Here is a 22095-nt window from a genome sequence, read left to right as displayed (position 1 = left end):
TGCGTCGTGTTGTTTCCGCATCTTTTCCGTATCCATTTTTTTCAGGAGGACGCATGGCCGGACACAGCAAATGGGCCAACATCCAGCACCGCAAGGGGCGTCAGGACGCCAAGCGCGGCAAGCTGTTCACCAAGGCCGCCAAGGAAATCATCATCGCCGCCAAGGGCGGTGGCGACCCGGCCAGCAATGCCCGCCTGCGCGCCGCCATCGCGGCCGCCAAGGCCGTGAACCTGCCCAAGGACAAGATCGAGAACGCCATCAAAAAGGGCACCGGCGAACTGGCCGGGGGCGACATCCTCGAAATCTCCTACGAAGGCTACGGCCCCGGCGGCGTGGCCCTGATCGTGGAAGCGGCCACCGACAACCGCAACCGCACCGTGGCCGAAGTGCGCCACATCCTTTCCAAGCACGGCGGCTCCATGGGCGAGACCGGGTGCGTGGGCTGGATGTTCGAGCGCAAGGGCGTGATCACCCTGGACGGCGGCAAGTACACCGAGGACCAGGTGATGGAAGCCGCGCTGGAAGCAGGCGCCGACGACGTGCGCGACGAGGGCGGCACCTGGGAGATCCACACCGCCGTGGCCGACTTCGCCGCCGTGCGCGACGCGCTGGAAGCCGTCGGCATGGAGATGGATTCCGCCGAACTGTCCATGATTCCCCAGAACACGGTGGAAGTGGACGCGGACACCGGCCGCAAGCTGATGCGCCTGGTGGACGCCCTGGAAGACAACGACGACGTGCAGAATGTGCACGCCAACTTCGACCTGCCCGACGAAGTGCTGGCCGAACTGGAATAGCACCCGCTGCCCATGCCCCGGAGCCCGCCTTGCGCGGGCTCCGGCGTTTCGGCCGCCGCCCGGAGATTCGCCGCCCGGCCCGCCACCCTGCATTCTCCGCACCCGCCGGAGGCGCAATGCCCCCCCGCAAGTCCGCATCGCCCGCACCGGATACGCCCGCATCCCCTTCGCCCGCCTCCGGCGGCGTCACCGTCATCGGCATCGACCCCGGCTCGCAGTGCACCGGCTGGGGGGTGGTGCGCGAGGCGTCGGGCGTGCTCACCCTGGTGGACTGCGGAGCCATCCGCCCCAAGGGCGACGACTTCGCCGCGCGGCTGGGCCACCTGTTCCGCGAACTGCACGCCCTGGTGGGCCGCTACGCGCCGGACGAGGCGGCCATCGAGAACGTGCACGCCGCCCGCAACGTGGCCACCGCCCTCAAGCTGGGGCAGGCGCGCGGGGTGGCCGTGGCCGCCTGCGCCGCGCACGGGGTGGCGGTGGCGGACTACCAGCCCTCGGAAATCAAGAAGGCCCTGGTAGGCACCGGCGGGGCGGACAAGGAGCAGGTGAGCTTCATGGTGGCCCGCGTCCTGGGCGTGAAGGGCGGCTGGGCGCTGGACACCGGCGACGCGCTGGCCGCCGCCGTGTGCCACCTGAACGCCCGGCGGCTGTCGCGGCTGGCGAAGCTGGGCGGATAGCGGCCCCCCGCGCGCAGGCGTCCCGCGCGTGCGGGACTCAGGCGGCGCCGGTCTCCCCCGGTGTTCCCGGCTGGCCTCCGGCCTCGTCCCCGGCCTCATCCCCGACCTCGTTCATGTCCGCGTCCAGAGAGATGCAATCCGGTGTCTCCAGCCAGCCCGTGGCGGCGTCCTCCGGCACCTGCGAGGCGCGCACGGTGCGGTTGCGGCCGCAGCGCTTGGCCATGTACAGCGCGGCGTCGGCCTCGTGCATCCAGCGCCCCGGCTCGATGTCCGTCCGCGCCTCGGCCACGCCCGCGCTGACAGTCATGGGAATGGGCCCGTCCTCGTGGGGCAGGGGCGTTTCCTCCACCTTGCGGCGCACCCGTTCCAGCAGGGCCATGGCATCGCGTTCGCCCGTGTCGGGCAGCAGCAGGGCGAATTCCTCGCCGCCCACCCTGGCCAGCAGGTCGGGCTCGCGCAACTGGTGGCGGATGATGCCGGTCACGTGGGCCAGCATGGCGTCGCCCACGCCGTGCCCGTAGCGGTCGTTGACCGCCTTGAAGTGGTCCAGATCCAGCATGGCCAGCGCCAGGGGATGCCCGCTGCGCGCGCTGCGGGCCAGTTCCGCGTTCATGGCCTCGTCCAGGCGTCGCCGGTTGAAGCAGCCGGTCAGGTGGTCGCGTTCCGCTATCCGGCGCAGTTCTTCGTTCAGGCGGGTAAGGGCCTGGTTGCTGCCCTCGATGATGCGCACCTGAGCCCGGTTGTGCAGGGTATAGATGGCGGCGGAAAGCAGGGTGCCCAGCGCGGCCAGCCCGCACAGCGCCGCGAAGTGGAAGCGCACCTGCCGCCGGTCCTCCAGGGTCAGGGCTTCGCCGACCTCTTCGGCCACATGCAGCGAAAGGCCGTCCTGCGGCCGGTGGGTCACCCCCAGTAGCGCGGGGCGCGTGGCATCGCCGATGAGCGTCAGGCCGTGCCGCTCGCTGATGCCCTTCACCACGAAGGGGCGTAGCGACAGTTCGGGAAACGCCTCGCGCTTGTAGCGCAGGATGCGCGCCGAAACGGGCATGTCGCGCACCGGGGCGTCGGGCAGGGCGTGGAAGATGTGCGTCTTGTCGTTGGCCAGCACCACCACTCCCTGTTCGTCGGTGACGAAAGCGGCGTCCAGGCGCAACCGGCGCGAGAGGGTGGGCAGGTCGGTCTTCACGCCCACCGCGCCCAGCACCGTGCCGTACTGGTACACCGGCGAGGCGAAGAAGAAGCCGGGCACGCTGGACACGCGCCCCACGGCGAACTGGCGGCCCCGTTCGCCGGACATGGCGGCGATGAAGTAGGCGCGGTCGGCGTAGTTGGTGCCCAGCAGGCTGTCCGCCGTGTCGTAGTTGCTGGCGGCGATGCACGTGCCGGTGTGGTCCATGAGCCAGGCGATGTGCAGACCCATGGTTTCGGCAAAGGTCTTCAGGAAGGCGTTGAGGGGCGCCCGGCGTCCGGCGTCGGTCCGGGCGGACCCGGACGGGGTGGCCGGGGCCGCCCCGGGCCGGGGAGCCACCTCGTCGCGCACCCGGTCGTCCAGGGCCAGCAGGTCCGGCAGGCGGCGCAGCCCGGCGAAGGCCAGTTCGAACTCGTCGTTCACCGTGCGCTGGCGCAGGGCCAGCCGGGTCCGCGCGCCGGACACGATGTCCTCCAGGGCGCGGGCGGCCCACATGTCCGCATAGGTATCGGCCACGTAGAGCACGGGCGCCAGCAGCAGCGCCAGCGCCGCCAGCAGCAGGCGGATGGGCGTGCGCTCCGCGTGGTGGCGGAACCGCGTGAGCGGGGCGAACTGGCGGGGCAGAAGGGGCATGGACGAGGCTCCGATGGACGAGGCTCCGGCTGCGGGGTGCGGACAGGATACGGGATTTTCCGTTCCGCACCAAGGGCGTTATCCGGGAGCGGCGTGTTTTTTCCGGGGCATGCGGGGCATGCGGAGCGTGCGGCGGGGGCCTGCGGACAGGACCGTGCGGCGCACCCGTCTTCCGGCCCGGTCGCTTTTTGTGTAGGGTGCCCGCGAGAGGTGGAACCATGATCGCGTATGTCGAAGGCCGCGTTGCCGAAGTCTCTGGCAATGCCTGCGTGGTGGTGACGGAAGGGGGCGTGGGGTACGAGGTGCACCTGCCCGCGCACACCCTGTCGCGCCTGCCGGAGCGGGGCGGGCAGGTGGCCTTCCACGTGCGGACGGAGGTGCGCGAGGACGCCCTGGAACTGTTCGGCTTCTCCACCTGGGACGAGCGGCAGACCTTCATCGTGCTCACGTCCATCAGCAAGGTGGGGGCGCGCACGGCCCTGGCCATCCTTTCGCAGTTCCGCCCCGACGACCTGCGCCGTCTGGTGGTGGAGGACGACGTGTCGGCGCTGACGCGGGTGTCCGGCATCGGCAAGAAGACCGCGCAGCACATCTTTCTGGAATTGAAGTACAAATTGAAGGTGGAGGACCTGCCCGCGGCCGTGGCGCTGGCGGGCGGCGCCGCGCCGGGCGGGGTGTTCCGCGACGCGCTGGCCGGGCTCGGCAACCTGGGCTACCTGGAGGACGAGGCCGCGCCGGTGCTGAAGGACGTGCTGAAGGCCGAACCCGACCTTGACGTGGCGGGCGCGTTGCGCGGGGCGCTCAAGGCCCTGGCGAGGGGGCGCTGATGACGGCGGAGAGCAGGAAACCCGGCGGCGAGGGAGCGGGCGGCGGCGCCGGTGCCCACACCAGTATCTGCCCCAGCATCTGCATGGATGAGAACGTGCGGCCGCGCAGCCTGGACGACTTCATCGGACAGGACGAGTTGCGGGCCAACCTCAAGGTCTTCGTGGCGGCGGCGCTGGAGCGCGGGCAGGCCATGGACCACCTGCTGTTCTACGGCAACCCCGGCCTCGGCAAGACCACCCTGGCCCAGATCATCGCGGCGGAACTGGGGGTGAACCTGGTCTCCACCTCCGGCCCGGTGCTGGAGCGCAGCGGCGACCTGGCGGCCATCCTGACCAACCTCGGGCGGCACGACATCCTGTTCGTGGACGAGATCCACCGCATGCCCGTGGCCGTGGAGGAAGTGCTGTACCCCGCGCTGGAGGACTTCAAGCTGGACCTGGTCATCGGCCAGGGGCCGGGGGCGCGCACGGTGAAGATCGACCTCGAGCCGTTCACCCTGGTGGGCGCCACCACGCGCATCGGCCTGCTGTCGTCGCCCCTGCGCGACCGCTTCGGCATCATCAGCCGCCTGGAATTCTACACGCCGGACGACCTCGCGCGCATTGTCACGCGCACGGCGCGCATCCTGGGGGCCAACCTGACCCCGGAGGGCGCGGTGGAGATCGGCCGCCGCTCGCGGGGCACCCCGCGCATCGCCAACCGGCTGCTGCGCCGGGTGCGCGATTTCGCCGCCGTGCACGGCAACGGCACCATCACCCCGGAACAGGCCGCCGCCGCGCTGGAGCGCATGGACGTGGACGAGAGCGGGCTGGACCAGATGGACCGCAAGCTCTTGTCCGTGCTCATCGAGCACTTCGGCGGCGGGCCGGCGGGGGTGAAGACCCTGGCCGTGGCCTGCTCCGAAGAGGTGCGCACCATCGAGGACATCTACGAGCCGTACCTGATCCAGTGCGGCTTCCTGAAGCGCACCCCGCGCGGCCGGGTGGCCACGGCCAAGGCCTACCGTCACCTCAACCTGCTGGCCTGACGCCGGGCGGGAACGGTCCGGCCCGCGAAGGCTCCTTTCCAACCCTCACCCGGCCGCAGGGCCGGCCACGGAATCTCCATGCCCAAGACGACGCTGCGGGTCGAACTGCTGGCCCATACCCCGGAACCGCTTTCGCTCATCTATGCCGCCTTCCGCCAGTGCTACCATTCCGGGTTCGTGGCCGACATGTGGCCGCGCCTGCTGTCGGGCGAGATCGCGCGCGAGAAGCAGGCCCAGTTCGTGGCCTCGGTGATGGAGTCGGGGCATGCCAGTCCGGTGGAGCACGTCAGCTTCACCTTCGCGGCGGAGGGCGTCTCCCGCGCGCTGACCCACCAGTTGGTGCGTCACCGCATCGCCTCGTACTCGCAGCAGAGCCAGCGCTACGTGGACGGCAGCGACTTCGACTACGTGCTGCCCCCGGCCATCGCCCGCAACCCGCAGGCCTTGGCCCGCTTCGAGCGGTGCATGGCCGAAATCGGCGGGGCCTACCGCGACATCAAGGCCCTGCTGGAGGCCGACGGCCGGGCCGGGGCCAAGTCCAACGAGGATGCCCGCTTCGTGCTGCCCCAGGCGGCGGAGACGCGCATCGTGCTGACCATGAACTGCCGCAGCCTGCTCAACTTCTTCGAGCACCGCTGCTGCCTGCGCGCCCAGTGGGAGATTCGGGCCATGGCCAACGCCATGCTGGACCTGTGCCGCGGTGTGCTGCCGGAACTGTTTGCCGTGGCCGGGGCCAAGTGCGAACGGCTGGGCTACTGCCCCGAGGGCGAACGGTTCACCTGTGGCCGGTATCCGCTGCGCCAGCCTGGCTGAACGTGCGCAAGCGCACGGGCGGTCATGACGCTCCGTCGCACCGGGCCGAATCGCGCCGTACAAGCGTATTCTTCGCCAACATTGGGGAAATTCAGGAAAAATCCGAGAGTTCCGCCAGACCCGAAGCAAGGTTGTTTCCCGCCGCGCTGCCGGGCGGGAACTCCGGCTTTTGGCGACGGCGCGGCGTCAGGCGTGCCTGCGAGGTTACGCGGGATGGTTTTTGAGGGTGCTTTGTTTCACGCACGAAGTGCCGTGGCGAAAAAAATAGATACACGGGCAATCTTTTGGTGAAAATCAAAAAAGTACCTGTGGAAAAGTTTTTTGATTGATGTGCAAAACTGTGGTTTCCTGCTGTGGAAAGTCTTGCCTGCCAAGGTGTCCGGAAAAGGGCGGAATGACGCCATCGAGTGGTTATAGATTGTGATTTCAGTATGTTGTTTCGGAAAAAGTCTTGGGAAACAGGGCGCGGGTTCCTCATGACGACAGGCGCTTTTTCTCCGTTGCAACCCGGCCGCGAACTCCGTAAACCAAGCACCATGATTTCAATTTGGGGCCAAATTCAGAATATTCTAGAAAAGAGTCTCAACCCGGGGCTCTTCAAGGTCTGGATCTCGCCGTTGGCGGCAGAGGTCCGGGACGACGTGCTGCGCCTGGTGGCTCCCAACGAATTCGTTGCGGCCTGGGTCCGCGACCGGCTGCTGGATGACATCGTGCAGGCGGCCACCGCCGTGCTCGGCAGCGCCCCCACCGTGGTGGTGGACGCCGCACCGCATGGCGCCGCCTCCCTCTCGCCGCGCGCGGGCCGCGCGGACGCCGCCGCTTCCGCTCTTGGCGCGGGTCTGGACGCTGGCGCGGGCGAAGCCGCCACGGCCGGCGGCGCGCAGGCCCTGCCCGTGTCCGCCGCTCCCTCTCCCTATGTCGCCCATGCCGCGCAGGCCGTGGCCGCGCGCTCCGCGTCCGGCGCCGCCGCCCGCGCCGCGCAACTGGGGCTGCCGCTGGACATGCCCGCCCCCAACCGCACCCTGAACTGGCGCTTCTCCTTCGACTCGTTCGTGGTGGGCGCCAGCAACGAACTGGCCTACGCGGCCTCGCGCGGCATCTGCCGCGAATCCCTTTCCGCCGACACGCTGTTCCTCAGTTCCGGCCCGGGCCTCGGCAAGACGCACCTGATGCAGGCCGTGGGCCGCGCCCTGTGCGACGCCAGCAACCGCGCCACGCCGCGCGTGGAGTACCTGACCGCCGAAGAGTTCGCCACCCGGCTCATCGCCGCCCTGAAGGCGCGGGAAGTGGACCGCTTCAAGGCCCGCTACCGCGACGTGGACGTGCTGCTGCTGGAGGACGTGCACTTCCTGCAGGGCAAGGAACGCATGCAGGACGAGGTGCTGGCCACGGTGAAGGCGCTGAAGTCGCGCGGCAGCCGGGTGGTGCTGTCCAGTTCGTTCGCCCCGCGCGACCTCAAGAACCTGGATACCCAGCTGGTCTCGCGGTTCTGCTCCGGCTTCCTCGCGCACATCGACAAGCCCGGCTTCGAGACGCGCCGCCGCATCCTGTGCGAGAAGGCCCGCCTGCACCAGGTGATGCTGCCCGACAACGTCACCGACCTTTTGGCCGACCGCATCCGCTCGGACGTGCGCCAGATCGAAAGCTGCCTGCACAACCTGGTGCTGAAGGCCAAGCTGCTGAACCGCCAGATTTCCATGGAGATGGCCTGGGAAGTGCTTGGCCACTACGCCCAGCAGGAAGTGGTCATGGACTTCGAGGGCATCGTGCGCAAGGTGTGCGAAGGCTTCGGCATCTCGCCGAAGCAGCTTAATTCGCGCAGCCGCAAGCGCGAATACGTGGTTGCCCGCAATTCCGTGTTCTACCTGGCCCGCAAGCATACCGACCTTTCGCTGAAGGAGATCGGCGACCGGTTCAGCCGCCGCCACTCCACGGTGCTGAAGGGCATCACCTCCATCGAGCGCGAGATGAGCCGCGAAACGCCGTTGGGCCGCCAGGTGTCCAACACGCTGTCGCTCATCGAACGCAACGGTCGAATTACCTACCCCTAGCCATGGGGGGGCCGCCGCGCATGCGGTCGGCAGGGCGCATGCCATCACGGCGGCGCGGGCCTCCCGGTCCGCGCCGCCTTTCGTTTCGCCCGCGCGCGGACTGCCAGGCATGCGGATGCCGTTGGCATAGCGGGCTTTTCATTTGCGGCACGCTGGGGTATCGCAATGCTTCCCCCAGCCATCGAGAGCGCCACTGCAAGGTGCGGGGGCACGGTAGGGGCTGTCTCTAAATTGTCTTTTCGCCCGTTGGCATCCGACCCGAAGGGCGCGAAGCGTGCCCGTTAAGCGAGCTTGCGAGCTTTACGGGCATCGTGCGCAGAGCGGTCAAACTTCGCCTGCCATATCGGTCGAATACGAGAAGAGTATACTCCCTCATGGCAGGCTCGTTTTCCTTGCCAACGGACGAAAATCCTAAGTTAGAAACAGCCCCTAGCACAACAGGAGGACCGGACGATGCAGCAACCGCCCTACAAAGAGATTGCGCCGCGCCTTGCCGGGCTGCGCGACGCCTGCGGCTTCTCGCAGCGGGAACTGGCGGACAAGGTGGGCGCCACTGAGGCAGAGGTGGCCCGCTTCGAAAGCGGCGAGGTGGAGATTCCGGTGAGCTTCCTCACCGACGTGGCCCGCGAGTGCGGCGTGGACCTGACCGCGCTGATTTCCGGCGGCGACGCCCACCTGCACGGGTACAGCCTGGTGCGCAAGGGCGAGGGCCTTTCGGTGCAGCGCCGCAAGGACTACGACTACTGGAACCTGGCCTCGCGCTTCACCAACCGGCGCATGGAGCCCTTTCTGGTGCGCGTGCCGCCCAAGGAGGAGAAGGACCTGGTGTTCAACTACCACCGGGGCCAGGAATTCATCTACATCCTGGAAGGCCGCCTGGAGATCTGGCTGAACGACGCGCGCCACGTGCTGGCGGCGGGCGACAGCCTGTACTTCAGCTCGCGCATCCCGCACGCCCTGCGCGGCCTTGACGGCAACGACGCGGTGTTTCTCGACGTGATTAGCTAGGGCTTGTTTTCCTGCCGGAAAACAAGCCCTTCGGGCCAAACCCGCTGTCACGCCGCAGGAGAACGCCCCCGCCGCCAACACGGGGGGCGCGCCGTACACGCCATCAGTCAACAAGCCCGCAAGGGATCGCTTCGCAGGGATGCACCCATGACCTATACAACCAAGTTCACCGCCAGGGATTACAGGGAATTCTGCGCCACATTCAGCATCGACGCCCCGGACACCTTCAATTTCGCCTTCGACGTGCTGGACCGCATCGCGGCGGCCGATCCCGCCCGGCTGTGCATCGCCCACGTGGACGACGCGGGCGTGCGGCGCGACTACACCTTCGCCTGGATGGCCGAGTCCTCGGCCAAGCTGGCCAACGCGCTGCGTTTGCAGGGCATCCGCAAGGGCGACCGGGTGATGCTGGTGCTGTACCGGCGTATCGAGTTCTGGGTGTCCATGCTGGCCCTGCACCGGCTGGGCGCGGTGGCCATTCCCGCCCCGGCGCAACTCACCCCCAAGGACATCGTGTTCCGCGTGGAGCGCGCCAAGACCAGGTGCGTCATCGTGGACCACTCCATCACCGACCGCGTGGAGGCCGCCCGGCCCGACTGTCCAAGCCTTGCCGTGTGCGTGCAGGTGGGGGGCGACGCCCTGCCGCGCGGCTGGGTGGACTACGACACCATCTTCATCCCGGCGGAGGCCCGGTTCCCCCGTCCGGAAGGCCCGCTGGAGTTCGCCGGGGGAGAGGATCCGCTGCTGATCTTCTTCTCGTCCGGCACCACGGGCATGCCCAAGATGGTGGAGCACGTGCACACCTACCCGCTGGGCCACCTGCTGACCGGCATGTACTGGCACGACCTGGTGCCCGGCGACCTGCACCTGACCCTGGCCGACACCGGCTGGGGCAAGGCGGTGTGGGGCAAGTTCTACGGCCAGTGGATGGCCGGGGCGTCGGTGTTCGTCTACGACTTCCGGGGCAAGTTCGATCCGGCGGCGCTGCTGGGCGTGCTGGCCGACCACGCCGTGACCACCTTCTGCGCGCCGCCCACCGTGTACCGCTTCCTGGTCCGGCAGGACCTGTCCGCCTTCGACCTCTCCAGGCTGCGCCACTGCACCACGGCGGGCGAACTGCTGAACGACAGCGTGTTCCACGACTGGAAGGCCGCCACCGGCCTTCCCATCCACGAAGGCTACGGCCAGACCGAAACCACCCTGCAGATCGCCACGCTGCCGTGCATGCAGCCCAAGCCCGGCTCCATCGGCCGACCCATGCCCGGCTGGGACGTGGTGTTGCAGGATGCCGCGGGCAACGTCTGCCCCCCCGGTGAGGAAGGCGAAATCTGCGTGCGCGTGGCCGAGGGGCTGCCCGTGGGGCTGTTCCGGGGCTACCTGGAAGAGCCGGAAAAGACTGCCTCGGTCATGTTCGGCGGCTACTACCACACCGGTGACAAGGCGTGGATGGACGAAGACGGCTACTACTGGTTCCTGGGCCGCGTGGACGACCTGATCAAGAGCTCCGGCTACCGCATCGGGCCGTTCGAGGTGGAAAGCGCCCTCGTCGCCCACCCGGCCGTGGTGGAGGCCGCCGTGACCGGCGTGCCCGACCCGCTGCGCGGCCAGGCCGTGAAGGCCACCGTGGTGCTGGCCGCAGGCTACCAGCCCTCGCCCGAACTGACCAAGGAGTTGCAGGACCACGTGAAGAAGGTGACCGCGCCCTACAAGTACCCGCGCATCATCGACTACGTGGCCGAACTGCCCAAGACCATCAGCGGCAAGATCAAGCGCGCCGAAATCCGCGAACGCGACCAGCAGGCGAGTGGTCCGGTGGCATAGGGAAGAGGTTTTTTATACGCCTCCGGCGGGCAGGGGACGTTGTCCCCTGCACCCCTTCAAGGGAAAGAAAGGATGGGGAGAAGGCGATACGCCTTCTCCCCATCCTTGTAATGTGTTGGCTATGTTTGTGTATTGTTGCGACTAGCTCCCCCCAACTAAAAAGTTTGGGAGGTAGGGGGTCCGGGGGAAGGAACCTTTTACGCTTTGCGGTCGCCATCCGTAAGGTTCGCGCAGCGCGCTCACCTAACGGCTGCCGCAAAGGGTTCCTTCCCCCGGTTCGCTTTTTGTCTTTCCTCTCCTACCCCGCTTGGGTCCGCAATTCCGCAAGATGGGTGCGGGCGAAGTCCAGGGAGGGGTCGATTTCCAGCGCGGCTTCCAGCAGGTGGGCGGCGGTGTCGGCATCGCCGAGGAACTTGTGGCACAGCCCCAGATTGGCGAGGTCGATGACCGAGCCCTTGTCCAGGCGCAGCACGTGTTCGAAGTTGGCGGCGGCCTGTTGGTAGTCGCCCAGCTTGAAGTGGCACACGCCGCGCAGGTTGAAGTATTCCTTCATTTCCGGGCAGGCGGCCACGGCTCGGTCCAGGCCGGGCAGGGCGGCGGCCCAGTCCTGGGCCAGGGTATGCACGTAGGCCCCGTAGAAGGCGGCAAGACCGCGCGAGTCGGCGTCGGGTTGCAGGGGTTCGCTGCGTTCGAACCAGTGGCGCGCCTCGTCCATGGCTTCGCCGCGCAGGGCCAGCATGCCCCGGAAGAACGGCACGAAGTGCGCGCCGGGGTAGAGTTCCGCAAGCACTTCGAGGCCGCGCAGGGCGGTTTCCGCGTCGGCCTCCTCGCTCAGGATGCGGCCCACGAACAGTCCGATGGAGGCGTTCTTGTCCCGCTCGCGGAAGCGGAACCCCGGCACGATGTTGTAGTGGGTGGACACGTCCGCACCGGGATTTTTGGTGGAGATGGACAACAGGGTGTAGCCCTGCCGGGCAAGGCCGTCGGAAAGGGTGGTGAGCTCGTGCAGGATGTCGCCGGATTCCACCGTGGGCAGCGAGGACAGGGGCACCACGGGGCCGCGCCGCAGCCATTCGATGTCTTCCAGCCGTTCGTACTTGGGCAGGCCGGAAGCCTCGTAGCAGGCCCCGGTGATGAAGTCGCCCGCGAGCTGGGCGATTTCGGTCAGGGCGCGCACGGCGGCCTTGACCGGGGTGGCGGCGGTGCCTGCGGTGTACACGATTTCCGAGCGGGCCGGGAAGGTGGCCGGGTCCCAGGCCACGGCGCCCACGGTGGGCACGGGCAGGTCCAGGGAAAAGTCCTTCAGCACCACCTGCACGCCATGCCGGGCAAAGCGGTCCAGCAGGTCGCGCAGCACGGCGTCGTCACCGGAGCCCTCGGGGGAAATGTCGATGGTGGGCAGTTCGGGCATGGTCTCGTCGATGACGCAGCACACGTGGCGCTCCACCAGTTCGCACGCGCCTTGGAGGATGGATTCCTCCTCGGTGTTGCCAGCGGACGAGCCGTTGAATTCGCCCAGTTTCTTGAACCAGTCGAGGGGCAGCCACACCTCGCGGCCTTCGCTGCCCTCGCGCGGGATGACGGTGGCCGGGAAGAATTTCCAGCGGATCAGGTCCAGGGCGCGCACGGCGTCTTCGGGCGCGATGGGGTCGTGCACGGACTTGGCGATTTCCTGCACGGGCAGCAGGGCGTCGCCGAAGCGGGCCCGCGCCTCGCTCCAGGTGGCCTCGACCATGCCGGGCATGTCGCGCCAGAAGGTGAAGAAGCTGTAGCGCTCCATCAGTTCCATCAGGGCCGACGCCTCGGCCTGCTCCACGGACGCGCCCTTGCCCATTTGCTTGCGGGTGGGCATGACACGCCTGGCGTCGGCTCCGCACATGCTGAGGAACACGGGAATGCCCAGCCGGTCCACGTCCACGCGGCGGGTTTCGGCAAGGATGTCCACGTCGAGGCTGGCAAGGCGCTGGCGCACGCGGCGCACGGTCTCCACCGGCGAGGTGGCCTTGTCCTGGTCCTTGGTATAGCCCTTGGGGCAGGGGGAGAGCTTGATCATGCGATGGTCCGTGAATGGTCAGGGTTGCGGATGCGGGCCGTCGTTCAGGAATATGGGCGGTGCGGGGCCTATGCCGGAGTGACGGGGGGGACGGGGGCGGTGCTCGCACGCTTGGGGGTGAGCCTGTGCACCAGGAACAGGCGGCGTTCCTCCTGCCCGTCGTCGCCGGTGGACTTCACGCCCACGGGCTGCTCGGCCACGTCGAAGTCGCGCCCGGCCAGCTTCAGGAAGTGCGCGGCCTTGCGGCGCTTGTCGGTGCACAGCATGGCCTGTCCGCCGGGAGCCACGTGGCGGGCCAGGAACTTGGCCAGCGGGCGGTGCAGGTCTTCCAGGTACAGGATTTCCGCCCCGGCGACGACGTCGTAGCGGTCGGCGAGGCGGGCGGCGGTGATGTCGCAGCGGCGCACCTCCACCCGGTCGGTCAGGCCGTTGCGCAGCACGTTGATGCGCGCGAAGAGCAGGGCGTCGTCGTTCACGTCTGTGATGGTCACGCGGGCAAAGCCGTAGCGTGCGGCGATGAGTCCGGTGACGCCACAGCCCGCGCCGATTTCCAGCAGGCTCTTGCCCGCCGGGTCCAGCTTGCGCAGAAAGCGCCCCAGCAGGAACGAGGCGGGCCATATCTTGGCCCACAGGGGCAGGTCGCGCAGCGGGTCCTTGATGGCGTTGGCGGCGATGAGCCGGTCGAGGTGCCCCACCATGTTGCGGATTTGCAGGATTTCCAGCGGCGCGTCGTCCACGGTGAGGGTTTCGAATTCCACCTCGTAGCGTTCGCGCGCCTTGGTCAGCAGGCGTTCCAGTTCGGCGGCGTGCGCGGTGTCCGTGGCGGTGGAATCCGTGGTGTCTGTGATATGGGAGGCCGGGGCGCCCGGTTGTTCGGTCATGGTCTGTCCTTATTAAGCCGATGTGAGCCCGCGCGAGTTGGTGGCTGCGGCAAGCCGGTCGCCGGGGAACGCGCCGGAAGGGGGCGACGTGTTCGTGGGCACGTGGCCCGCCAGCGGCGGCGCGTCCGGAGTTCATGCCTCAACCGGGCGGGCAGCGCAAGCGAGGCGGGGGTAAGCACGCGCTTCGCGCCGGGCGGGGCATGGGGCCGGGGGAAAATCGAGCGGGGGACGCGGGGGAGGCAGCGGGCTCGCGGCGGGTCATTCGGCAAGGGCGGCCTCTTCGGTGCCCTGCGCCGGTTGGGCGTCATCGACCACGGACCGCTTGCGCGCGGCCTTCTCCACGAGGCGCTTTCTGGCCTCTATGGCCACCAGCCGCACGAAGCCACCGTCCACGGACATGGTCCGGATGTCCCGGCGCAGTTCGCGGTAGCCGTGGTCCTTGTAGAAATCCAGGGCGTTGAGCGAGGCGGTCAGGCGCAGTTCCGGCCAGCCCTGCTCCACGGCATGGCGCTCCAGTGCGCGCAGCAGCGCGTGCCCGGTGCCGGGTGGGGCTTGCGGCGCGGCGTACAGGTAGGCCACCTCGTCGCCGCGCAACGCGCCGAAGCCGACCACGGCGGGCGATGGAGCAGGGACGGAGGACATGGCTCCGTCGGCCGGGGGGGCTGGCGGGCCGCCGGGGTCCACCGCCTCGGCCACCAGGAACGGGTTCATGCCCAGCTCAAGCTCCCGCCGGAACTGGGCCTCGGTGCGGCCCGCGCACCACGCCGCCAGTTGCTCCGCGTCGTAGCTGCGCGCCGCCTTGCCGTGGATGGCCGCGTGGAACACGGCCGTGACGGCGGTGGCGTCGTCGGGGGTGGCGAGGCGGATGGCAAGGCGGGGCATGGCGTGTCCTGCGGCTGGGGGTGATGCTTCCGGCATATGCCGGGGAAAGCCGGTGAGCAACCGTTTTGCCGGGCCGTGGCCGCCCCGCGCGGGGGCAGATCGTGCGGGCCGGAGCCTGCGCCGCCCACCCGCCCTTTCCCGTGGCCGGAAACGACGAAGGCCGCCTTGCGGCGGCCTTCCGTGCCCATCGGGCGAAATTTTGGAGCGGGAGACGGGATTTGAACCCGCGACTTCAACCTTGGCAAGGTTGCACTCTACCACTGAGTTACTCCCGCCCTCTTGCGCAGGCATGGGGGCGGCACGCGGGGCGGGGCAAAGCCGCCGTTCCCTCGTGCGGAGGGAGAGCTACCCTTTTTGGCGGGGGGTTGTCAACATGCCCGCGCGGAAAAGTTTGCGCGGGACGGGTATTCTCGCGGTCTCGGAGGGGGAGGTGGGGGGGCCGGGAGGGGGGAGGAGGGGGGCGACCGGAAGTTGCCGGGCCGCGTTGCTTGCCGTTTCGACGCGGGCGTAAAAACGGTGTAGGGTGACGGGGCATGCCGGGTGTCCGGAACGGTGACGGCGCGGGCTCCGCCGCCACGTCGTGGCGGTCCGTCATGCACTGCCGCTAAAGGAGGAAAAAACATGGAAAGCACGAGGGATGACGGGCTGGTTCACGTGGCCTGCCGGGGGACGGTCCCCGAGGTGTGGGAGCGTTTGCTGGGGGTTCTGGACGGCATGGGCGTGCCCGTGTTCTGCACCGTGGACCATGCGGCCAACGCGGAAGGGGCGGGATTGCGCATGCCGGGCACGCGGGTGGTGACCTTCGGCAACCCCGCCGTGGGGACGCTGCTGATGCTCGAAGCGCCGTCCATCGCCCTGGACCTGCCGCTGCGCATGCTGGTGCGCGAGGCCGGGGACGTCACCATGCTGTCCTATGCCCGGCCGGAAGCGCTGGCCGTGCGCCACGGCATCGACCCTGCCTTCGCCCCGGTGGGCAAGGTGTCCGCGTTCATGGCCGGGCTGGCGGAGTCAGTGCGGCACTAGCCGGAAGAACGAACCCCGGTGGCCGGTTCCCGCGGCCCGGACAACGAAAAGCCCCCGCGCATGTGCACGGGGGCGACGATTTCTGGAGCGGGAAACGGGATTTGAACCCGCAACCTTCAGCTTGGGAAGCTGACACTCTACCGTTGAGTTATTCCCGCTAATGGTGGGGTATCATTAGGATTTACCGTGCTGTGCGACGAACCCGAAGGAGACGGTGGAGCGGGAGACGGGATTTGAACCCGCGACTTCAACCTTGGCAAGGTTGCACTCTACCACTGAGTTACTCCCGCGCCGATGCTGGAGGCGGCATCCGGATTTGAACCGGAGAATGGAGGTTTTGCAGACCTCTGCCTTACCACTTGGCTATGCCGCCTCATCGGTTCGTTGGAGCGGGAGACGGGATTTGAACCCGCGACTTCAACCTTGGCAAGGTTGCACTCTACCACTGAGTTACTCCCGCTCAACGAGGAGAGCCTTCTACGTCACAGCCCCGCTCCCTGTCAAGCGAGGTTCCCGAAAAAACTCGACGGATTCCCGCAAGATGTTGACGGATGCGGGTTTGCGGGCACGGAACGGACGGGGTGACGGAGGCGGCCCCGGTCCTGACCCGGCGGGGAGCCGCCGGTAAGGGAGGGCGGGCAATCCCTCCGGCGGCCCCTTCGGCGGTGACCCCGTCCCGGCCGCCGGGTAAGGCGTCCGTACCGTTTTTTCCTCCGTTCCGCGCCATCCGTGACGTTCGGGCCGTCAGTCTGCGCCCACCAACGTCTCGCGTCCGCGCCTTCCGGCTTTCGCGAGCGGAAATCAGGACTCGCCTCTTTACTTTTATCGGCCGGATGATTTATGGCAGTTGCCTTGCAAGCGACAGCCCCACCCGGCACGCGTGCCGCCTGGCGGCGGCGCGCTGCGTACCGCGAGGAGGTTCCCCATGGATCAGAAGGATATCGAATACTTCCGCGAATTGCTGACCCAGATGCTGGAAGAAGCCACGCAAAAGGGCGACCTCACGCTGGAAGACATGACGGATAACAACGAGGTCTTCGCCGACCCGGCCGACCGCGCCACCATGGAATCGGACCGCGCCTTCACCCTGCGCATCCGCGACCGCGAACGGCGGCTCATCAAGAAGATCCAGGCGGCGCTGGGCCGCATCGAGGACGGCTCCTTCGGCATCTGCGACGAATGCGGCGAGGACATCGGCGTGCCGCGCCTGAAGGCGCGCCCCGTGACCAAGCTGTGCATCAATTGCAAGAGCAAGCAGGAAGACGACGAGCGCGTCCGAGGCGATTAGAAGCCCGCAACGGCCCCTCACTCCTTCCGGATGAGGGGCCGTTTTCGCTTCGGGACCGTGGACGTGCCGTCCGCGCCGCCTTGCCCGGACACGTTGCCCAGGAATACGACGATGGACGCCCATCTGTTCCGCCGGGTCTGCCGGGCGCTGGTCCCGTTGCTGACCGGGTGCCGCATCGAAAAGATCCACGCGCCCGCGCCGGACATCCATTCCCTCACCATCTTCGCCGCCGGGCGCAAGCAGGTGCTGGTGCTGCGCCACGGACGCCGCGCGCCGCTCCTGTACCTGGCCGCGCACAAGCCGCCCAACCCGGCCCGGCCCGACGCCCAGGTCATGCTGCTGCGCAAGCATCTGGCCGGGCGGCGCGTGGCCTGGGCCGGGTGCGACTGGCCGCGCCGCAGGCTGGCCCTGCACATGGCGGCCGGAACCGGACAGCCGGAGGGGCAGGGCGCCCTGGTGCTGCTGGACCTGCGCGAGGGCATGCGCCTTGTGGACGTCCTACCCCCTGACTTCGGCGCGGAACCGGCCTGGCCGCAGTTGCCGCCCCCTTCGGAACCGGAAGCGTTGCGGGACGCCCTGCGCGCATTGTGCGCGGACGGCGCCGCCGGAGCCGATCCGGTGCTCACCCCGGCCCTGCGGCGCACTCTTGCCGCCCTCGTGGGCAGTGGTCATTCCGCCGCCGCCTCTCCCGGCAGCCCTTCCGGTAGTTCCCGCGACATTCCGGAAGATGGCGCGCTCGACACCTGCGCCCTGCTGGTGGACCTGGATTCCGGCGAGGGCGACGTGTTCCTGTACCGCCAACGCGTCACGGGCGAGCCGGACGAGCTTTCCGCGTGGCCGCTGCCCGCGTCGCTGCGCGGCGGCAGGATGGAAGAGACGCACGAATCCGCCCTGGATGCCGCCGCCATCCTGGGCGAAGCCGCCGCGTTCACCGGCCTTGCCGAGGCCGCCCGTACCGGGGCCGCCGCCCCGTTCAAGGCCGAGGCCAAGCGCCTGCGCCGCCTGCTGGCCAAACTGGACGAGGAGGAGCGCCGCCTGCGCGGCCTGCTGGACCAGCGGGCCGACGCCGTGGCCCTGCAAGGGGTGCTGTACCGGTATGCGCCGGATGCCCGCCTGCCCGAAGTGACGGTGCCCGAAGGCGCGGCGCGGGAAGCCGGGAACGACGGCGCACCCTCTCCGGCGGACGGCCCTGCCGTACCCGCCGTGCGCACCATCCGCCTCGATCCGCTGCTGACCGTGTGCGAGAACATGGCCGCCATGTTCCACCGCTCCGGCCGGGGCGCGCGGGGGCTGGCCATTCTCGAACGCCGCCGGGCCGAAGTGGCGCGCGACTTGGCCGCCGCCGAACAGTCCGCCGCCATGCCGCCGGACGCGGGGCTGCCCCCGGTACAAGCCCGTTTCGCCGCCCAGCCCGCCAAGGGCGCACCCACCCCCCGCAAACAGTCGCGCGCCGCCGGAACCGGCAGTGACGTGCAGCGCTTTCGCAGTTCCGACGGCTTTCTGCTGCTGCGCGGCCGGTGCGCCGAGGGCAACGCCGAACTCCTGCGTATCGCCTCGCCCTTCGACTGGTGGCTGCATGCCGAGGACGGCCCCAGCGCGCACCTGATCATCCGGCGCGACCACCCGGCGCACCAGGTGCCGGAACGCACCCTGGCCGAGGCCGCCGCGCTGGTGGCGGTGAAAAGCTGGCAGCGCAACGCCGCCCGCGCTCGGATCATGCTGGCCCTGGTGCGCGACGTGCGCGCCGTGAAGGGGGCCGCCGCCGGTTCCGTGCGGGTGGACGCGGTGGCCCGTTCACTCACCGTGGCCCCCGACCCCGGACTGGAAACCGCCCTGCGCCTGGACGAGGCGGCTGGCGACCCCGGCCCGCACCCCACCCGGCACGGCGGGAAGGACGCCCACAAGACGGGCAAGGGGCGCGGCAGGCGGCGCTGATCGGTATCCACCGGCCCGCACCCCGCGCGGGTCAGGCAGTATCGGCTTGTTGACCGACGTGCGGCATACCGCATACAGTCCGCCACGGCCCTGCGGAGGCCCGCAGAGTAGGGGCAGTTTCTAAATTGTCCTTTCGCCCGTTGGCTTCGTCAAACTTCACCTGCCATGTCGGTCGAATACGATAAGAGTATACTCCCTCATGGCAGGCTCGTTTTTCTTGCCAACGAACGAAGATCCTAATTTGGAAACAGCCCCTAGCGCGCCCCTGGCGCAGGGATGGGGGAACATCGGGGGGAAGGGATTTCGCTCATGCTCAGGCGCATGCGATCGTTGCTCGGCCTCGCGGATGCCGACGAACCGCCTTCCCTTGCCCCGTCCCGAGCGGCGGCGCGGGCGGCTGACGGCACGGCGTCGTCCCGGCCGGACGCCGGGGCCGCCCCGGCAACCTGCCCGGCGGACGCGGCCTGCGGCCCGGCGCTGCTGGTGGCCCGGCAACCGGTGTTCGATGCCTCGGGAGAGGTGTGGGGCTACGAACTGCTGTTCCGCCAGCCCGACTGCCCCGAGTGCTGCGGCGAGGACGTGGACGCCAGCGTGGCCACCGCCTCGGTCATGGCCGACGGCTTCGCCATGGCCCGCCCGGCCCTGGGGCCGGGCCAGCGCCTGCTGGTGAACTTCGGCGAGGACATGCTGCTGGCCGGTGCGCCACGCATCCTGCCCGCCGACGTGTGCGGGGTGGAGGTGCTGGAGACGGTGCCCGCCACCGGGGCCGTGCTGGAGGCTCTTGCCGGTCTCAAGTCCGAGGGCTACCTGATCGTGGTGGACGATTACGCGGGGCAGCCCGGCATGGACGCGCTGCTGGACATGGCGGACATCGTCAAGATCGACGTGCTGGGCCGCCCGCTGACGGACCTTGCCCGCGACGTGGCCGGTCTGCGCGCCCGCCAGTGTCTGCTGCTGGCGGAAAAGGTGGAGGACCTGGCCACCCACCGCCAGTGCGAGGCCTTGGGATTCTCGCTGTTCCAGGGGTTCTTCTTCAGCCGGCCGGAACTGGTGCACGGCAGGCGGCTGGACAGTTCGCAGGCGGCCAAGATGCGCCTGCTGGCCACCCTGGCCCGCGAGGACGTGAACATCAAGGCCGCCACCGAGGTGGTGCGCTCCGACGCGGCCCTTTCGTACAAGCTGCTGCGCTACATCAATTCCGTGCACTTCGGGCTGCCGGTGAAGGTCACGTCCATCCAGCACGGCATCTCGCTGCTGGGTACGCGCAACCTGGTGCAGTGGCTGTGCGTCACCGTGCTTTCCGAATTCGACACCGGCCCCATGGCGCGCGAACTCATCGCGGTCTCGGCCCTGCGCGCCAAGTTCCTGGAACTGTGCGCATCCCGCGCCGCCGTGCGCGCCGGTCAGGCGCCGCCGCCCGCCGCGCCCCGGCCCATGCCGCAATCGGGGACGCTGTTCATGCTCGGGCTGTTCTCGCTGCTGGAGCCATTGCTGTGCCTGCCGCTGGCGGAACTGCTGCGTTCGCTGCCGCTGGTGGACGACCTGACCGAGGCCCTTTCCGAGCACACCGGCCCCTACGCGCCGTGGCTGGCCCTGATGGAACACTACGAGCGGGGCCGCTGGGACGAAGTGCTGGCCAGCGGGGCGGCCATGAGCCTGACCCAGGCCGACCTGGCCGTGGCCTACGCGGGCGCGCTGGAATGGACCGCCTTCTTTCACGACAGCCGGGAGTAGGAATGAAACCCCTGATCGCCACCATCGAGACGTCGCTGTTTGACATGTTCGAGGCCGGTCCCGGCCCGTCCAGTTCCCATACCATCGGCCCCATGAAGGCGGGACACGACTTCCGTTCCCTGTGCGCCGTCCTGCCGCCCGACGTGCTGGCCCGCGCGGCGGACATCCGGGTGCGGCTGTACGGCTCGCTGAGCGCCACGGGCGTGGGCCACGGCACCACCGGCGCGGTGCTGGCCGGGCTGCTGGGGCACCGGCCCGCCACCTGCCCGCCGGGGCTGCTGGAATCGCTGCCCGCGCTGCCGGAGGCGGACCGCACCCTGCGCCTGGGCCCCGCCGCCATGGTGCTTTGCGAAGGCGCCGTGCTGCGCGACGCGGTGCAGCATTCCTACCCCTTCAGCAACACCCTGGTCATGGAACTGCTGGACGCGCACGGCGTGGTGCTGTGTGCGCGCGAGTACTATTCCGTGGGCGGCGGGTTCATCCAGTGGAAGGGCTGGCGGCCCGAGGAGCGCGGCAGGCCCGTGCACCCCTACCGCAGCATGGCGCAGTTGCGCGCGCGGCTGGAAGAGACCGGGCTGACCATCCACGAACTGATCCTGGAGAACGAGATGGCGGTCACCGGCATGGGCCGCGCCGCCATCCTGGACCGGCTGGCCGCCATCATCGAACTGATGGAGGCCAGCGTGCGGCGCGGCATCGAGGACGGCGGCCCGCTGCCCGGCACCCTGGGCGTGCACCGCAAGGCCCGCGTGCTGCTGATGCGCGCCCAGCGGCTGCCCAACGAGGTGGATGTCTTCCTGGGGCGGCTGAACGCCTATGCCTTTGCCGCCGCCGAGGAAAACGCGGCGGGCGGGGTCATCGTCACCGCGCCCACCTGCGGCGCGGCGGGGGTGATGCCCGCGCTGCTCTACGCCATGCGCCACGACCTCGCCATCGGCGACCGGGCCGTGCGCGAAGGCGTGCTGGCGTCGGCCGCCGTGGGGTTCCTGGCCAAGCACAACGCGGGCATCGCCGGGGCCGAGATGGGTTGCCAGGGCGAGGTGGGCGTGGCCTCGGCCATGGCCGCCGCCATGCTGGCCCATGCGCGCGGCAACCCGGTGCACGTGGTGGAGAACGCGGCGGAAATAGCGCTGGAACACCACCTGGGCCTGACCTGCGACCCCGTGGGCGGCTTCGTGCAGATTCCGTGCATCGAGCGCAACGCCGTGGGCGCGGTGAAAGCCTACAACGCCTGCCTGCTGGCCACCTGCGAAGACCCGCGCCACCACCGGGTGACCCTGGACAGCGTCATCGCGGCCATGGCCGAGATAGGGCGCGACATGAACGCCAAGTTCAAGGAAACCTCTTCCGGCGGGCTCGCGGTCAGCGTGGTGGAGTGCTGACCGGCCCTTTTCGTCCGGTATCCGAAAGAAAGCGGCGTCCACCCCCTGCGGGATGGACGCCGTCATTGCTTCAATC

General features: G+C 68.9%; 17 protein-coding genes and 5 tRNA genes. 13 read left to right on the top strand and 9 right to left on the bottom strand.

Going from position 1 to position 22095, the window contains the following annotated elements:
- Nucleotides 1-53 precede the first annotated feature (53 nt).
- A complete protein-coding gene (locus tag ACR4XJ_RS12410; protein ID WP_434755488.1) occupies nucleotides 54-797 on the top strand; it encodes a YebC/PmpR family DNA-binding transcriptional regulator in 744 nt (247 codons plus the stop codon).
- A 116-nt stretch (nucleotides 798-913) separates the two neighbouring features.
- Nucleotides 914-1474, top strand: coding sequence for a crossover junction endodeoxyribonuclease RuvC (gene ruvC / locus ACR4XJ_RS12405; RefSeq protein ID WP_434755487.1), 561 nt, complete (start codon nucleotides 914-916; stop codon nucleotides 1472-1474).
- 37 nt (nucleotides 1475-1511) lie between these two features.
- Here the strand turns inward: ruvC and ACR4XJ_RS12400 are convergent, their stop codons facing one another.
- Nucleotides 1512-3293, bottom strand: a complete 1782-nt coding sequence (locus tag ACR4XJ_RS12400) for a sensor domain-containing diguanylate cyclase (protein WP_434755486.1) — start codon at nucleotides 3291-3293, stop codon at nucleotides 1512-1514.
- 218 nt (nucleotides 3294-3511) lie between these two features.
- Here ACR4XJ_RS12400 and ruvA point away from each other — a divergent pair, with 218 nt between their 5' ends.
- From ruvA to ACR4XJ_RS12370, 6 genes are all read left to right on the top strand, one after another.
- A complete protein-coding gene (gene ruvA / locus ACR4XJ_RS12395) occupies nucleotides 3512-4120 on the top strand; it encodes a Holliday junction branch migration protein RuvA (RefSeq protein WP_434755485.1) in 609 nt (202 codons plus the stop codon).
- Between the two features lie 83 nt (nucleotides 4121-4203).
- Nucleotides 4204-5148 carry a Holliday junction branch migration DNA helicase RuvB gene (gene ruvB / locus ACR4XJ_RS12390; protein WP_434755484.1) on the top strand — a complete coding sequence of 315 codons (945 nt, stop codon included), beginning with the start codon at nucleotides 4204-4206 and terminating at the stop codon, nucleotides 5146-5148.
- A gap of 78 nt (nucleotides 5149-5226) precedes the next feature.
- Nucleotides 5227-5961 carry an FAD-dependent thymidylate synthase gene (thyX, locus tag ACR4XJ_RS12385; RefSeq protein WP_434755483.1) on the top strand — a complete coding sequence of 245 codons (735 nt, stop codon included), beginning with the start codon at nucleotides 5227-5229 and terminating at the stop codon, nucleotides 5959-5961.
- Between the two features lie 536 nt (nucleotides 5962-6497).
- On the top strand, nucleotides 6498-8012 hold the full coding sequence (gene dnaA, locus ACR4XJ_RS12380; RefSeq protein ID WP_434755482.1) for a chromosomal replication initiator protein DnaA: 1515 nt from the start codon (nucleotides 6498-6500) through the stop codon (nucleotides 8010-8012).
- Nucleotides 8013-8465: 453 nt separating this feature from the next.
- Nucleotides 8466-9020 carry a helix-turn-helix domain-containing protein gene (locus ACR4XJ_RS12375; RefSeq protein WP_434755481.1) on the top strand — a complete coding sequence of 185 codons (555 nt, stop codon included), beginning with the start codon at nucleotides 8466-8468 and terminating at the stop codon, nucleotides 9018-9020.
- 147 nt (nucleotides 9021-9167) lie between these two features.
- Nucleotides 9168-10841 (top strand): AMP-binding protein, encoded by a 1674-nt coding sequence (locus tag ACR4XJ_RS12370; protein ID WP_434755480.1) that lies wholly within the window; start codon nucleotides 9168-9170, stop codon nucleotides 10839-10841.
- Between the two features lie 298 nt (nucleotides 10842-11139).
- Here ACR4XJ_RS12370 and ACR4XJ_RS12365 read toward each other — a convergent pair whose 3' ends face one another.
- The 4 genes from ACR4XJ_RS12365 to ACR4XJ_RS12350 form a co-directional block, all read right to left on the bottom strand.
- On the bottom strand, nucleotides 11140-12894 hold the full coding sequence (locus ACR4XJ_RS12365; protein ID WP_434755479.1) for a YcaO-like family protein: 1755 nt from the start codon (nucleotides 12892-12894) through the stop codon (nucleotides 11140-11142).
- 68 nt (nucleotides 12895-12962) lie between these two features.
- A complete protein-coding gene (locus tag ACR4XJ_RS12360; protein ID WP_434755478.1) occupies nucleotides 12963-13775 on the bottom strand; it encodes a class I SAM-dependent methyltransferase in 813 nt (270 codons plus the stop codon).
- A 258-nt stretch (nucleotides 13776-14033) separates the two neighbouring features.
- Nucleotides 14034-14657 (bottom strand): GNAT family N-acetyltransferase, encoded by a 624-nt coding sequence (locus tag ACR4XJ_RS12355; RefSeq protein ID WP_434755477.1) that lies wholly within the window; start codon nucleotides 14655-14657, stop codon nucleotides 14034-14036.
- Nucleotides 14658-14857: 200 nt separating this feature from the next.
- Nucleotides 14858-14932: transfer RNA gene (locus ACR4XJ_RS12350), tRNA-Gly, on the bottom strand.
- A 346-nt stretch (nucleotides 14933-15278) separates the two neighbouring features.
- Between ACR4XJ_RS12350 and ACR4XJ_RS12345 the strand changes: the two genes are divergently transcribed.
- The gene (locus tag ACR4XJ_RS12345) at nucleotides 15279-15680 is read left to right on the top strand and encodes a DUF302 domain-containing protein (RefSeq protein ID WP_434755476.1); all 402 of its coding nucleotides are present in this window, start codon (nucleotides 15279-15281) and stop codon (nucleotides 15678-15680) included.
- An 83-nt stretch (nucleotides 15681-15763) separates the two neighbouring features.
- Here the strand turns inward: ACR4XJ_RS12345 and ACR4XJ_RS12340 are convergent.
- From ACR4XJ_RS12340 to ACR4XJ_RS12325, 4 genes are all read right to left on the bottom strand, one after another.
- Nucleotides 15764-15838 (bottom strand) — tRNA-Gly (locus ACR4XJ_RS12340).
- 57 nt (nucleotides 15839-15895) lie between these two features.
- Nucleotides 15896-15970: transfer RNA gene (locus ACR4XJ_RS12335), tRNA-Gly, on the bottom strand.
- A gap of 8 nt (nucleotides 15971-15978) precedes the next feature.
- Nucleotides 15979-16053, bottom strand: a tRNA-Cys gene (locus tag ACR4XJ_RS12330).
- 12 nt (nucleotides 16054-16065) lie between these two features.
- Nucleotides 16066-16140 (bottom strand) — tRNA-Gly (locus ACR4XJ_RS12325).
- A gap of 465 nt (nucleotides 16141-16605) precedes the next feature.
- On the opposite strand from ACR4XJ_RS12325, the gene dksA reads away from it, so the two are divergent.
- The 4 genes from dksA to ACR4XJ_RS12305 all read left to right on the top strand — a co-directional run bounded on the left by dksA (nucleotide 16606) and on the right by ACR4XJ_RS12305 (nucleotide 22019).
- Nucleotides 16606-16968, top strand: coding sequence for an RNA polymerase-binding protein DksA (gene dksA / locus ACR4XJ_RS12320; RefSeq protein WP_333507701.1), 363 nt, complete (start codon nucleotides 16606-16608; stop codon nucleotides 16966-16968).
- 111 nt (nucleotides 16969-17079) lie between these two features.
- Nucleotides 17080-18903: an NFACT RNA binding domain-containing protein gene (locus ACR4XJ_RS12315; RefSeq protein WP_434755475.1), complete on the top strand. Its 1824-nt coding sequence runs from the start codon at nucleotides 17080-17082 to the stop codon at nucleotides 18901-18903.
- A 309-nt stretch (nucleotides 18904-19212) separates the two neighbouring features.
- Entirely contained in the window at nucleotides 19213-20637 is a 1425-nt protein-coding gene (locus ACR4XJ_RS12310) for an EAL and HDOD domain-containing protein (protein WP_434755474.1), read from the top strand.
- Between the two features lie 2 nt (nucleotides 20638-20639).
- Nucleotides 20640-22019 carry an L-serine ammonia-lyase gene (locus ACR4XJ_RS12305; protein ID WP_434755473.1) on the top strand — a complete coding sequence of 460 codons (1380 nt, stop codon included), beginning with the start codon at nucleotides 20640-20642 and terminating at the stop codon, nucleotides 22017-22019.
- Nucleotides 22020-22095: the final 76 nt, after the last annotated feature.

Origin of the sequence: Nitratidesulfovibrio sp. D1, assembly GCF_051133415.1 — a bacterium.
In the GTDB taxonomy this organism is placed as follows: Bacteria; Desulfobacterota; Desulfovibrionia; order Desulfovibrionales; family Desulfovibrionaceae; genus Cupidesulfovibrio.
The sequence above is the reverse complement of the archived record's forward strand: the minus strand, read 5'-3'. Positions and strand labels throughout refer to the sequence as shown.

Bases quoted from the DNA above. Each gene is read 5' to 3' on its own strand.
- ACR4XJ_RS12410 (WP_434755488.1), top strand. From the start codon at position 54: ATGGCCGGACACAGCAAATGGGCCAACATCCAGCACCGCAAGGGGCGT.
- ruvC (WP_434755487.1), top strand. From the start codon at position 914: ATGCCCCCCCGCAAGTCCGCATCGCCCGCACCGGATACGCCCGCATCC.
- ACR4XJ_RS12400 (WP_434755486.1), bottom strand. From the start codon at position 3,293: ATGCCCCTTCTGCCCCGCCAGTTCGCCCCGCTCACGCGGTTCCGCCAC.
- ruvA (WP_434755485.1), top strand. From the start codon at position 3,512: ATGATCGCGTATGTCGAAGGCCGCGTTGCCGAAGTCTCTGGCAATGCC.
- ruvB (WP_434755484.1), top strand. From the start codon at position 4,204: ATGGATGAGAACGTGCGGCCGCGCAGCCTGGACGACTTCATCGGACAG.
- thyX (WP_434755483.1), top strand. From the start codon at position 5,227: ATGCCCAAGACGACGCTGCGGGTCGAACTGCTGGCCCATACCCCGGAA.
- dnaA (WP_434755482.1), top strand. From the start codon at position 6,498: ATGATTTCAATTTGGGGCCAAATTCAGAATATTCTAGAAAAGAGTCTC.
- ACR4XJ_RS12375 (WP_434755481.1), top strand. From the start codon at position 8,466: ATGCAGCAACCGCCCTACAAAGAGATTGCGCCGCGCCTTGCCGGGCTG.
- ACR4XJ_RS12370 (WP_434755480.1), top strand. From the start codon at position 9,168: ATGACCTATACAACCAAGTTCACCGCCAGGGATTACAGGGAATTCTGC.
- ACR4XJ_RS12365 (WP_434755479.1), bottom strand. From the start codon at position 12,894: ATGATCAAGCTCTCCCCCTGCCCCAAGGGCTATACCAAGGACCAGGAC.
- ACR4XJ_RS12360 (WP_434755478.1), bottom strand. From the start codon at position 13,775: ATGACCGAACAACCGGGCGCCCCGGCCTCCCATATCACAGACACCACG.
- ACR4XJ_RS12355 (WP_434755477.1), bottom strand. From the start codon at position 14,657: ATGCCCCGCCTTGCCATCCGCCTCGCCACCCCCGACGACGCCACCGCC.
- ACR4XJ_RS12345 (WP_434755476.1), top strand. From the start codon at position 15,279: ATGGAAAGCACGAGGGATGACGGGCTGGTTCACGTGGCCTGCCGGGGG.
- dksA (WP_333507701.1), top strand. From the start codon at position 16,606: ATGGATCAGAAGGATATCGAATACTTCCGCGAATTGCTGACCCAGATG.
- ACR4XJ_RS12315 (WP_434755475.1), top strand. From the start codon at position 17,080: ATGGACGCCCATCTGTTCCGCCGGGTCTGCCGGGCGCTGGTCCCGTTG.
- ACR4XJ_RS12310 (WP_434755474.1), top strand. From the start codon at position 19,213: ATGCTCAGGCGCATGCGATCGTTGCTCGGCCTCGCGGATGCCGACGAA.
- ACR4XJ_RS12305 (WP_434755473.1), top strand. From the start codon at position 20,640: ATGAAACCCCTGATCGCCACCATCGAGACGTCGCTGTTTGACATGTTC.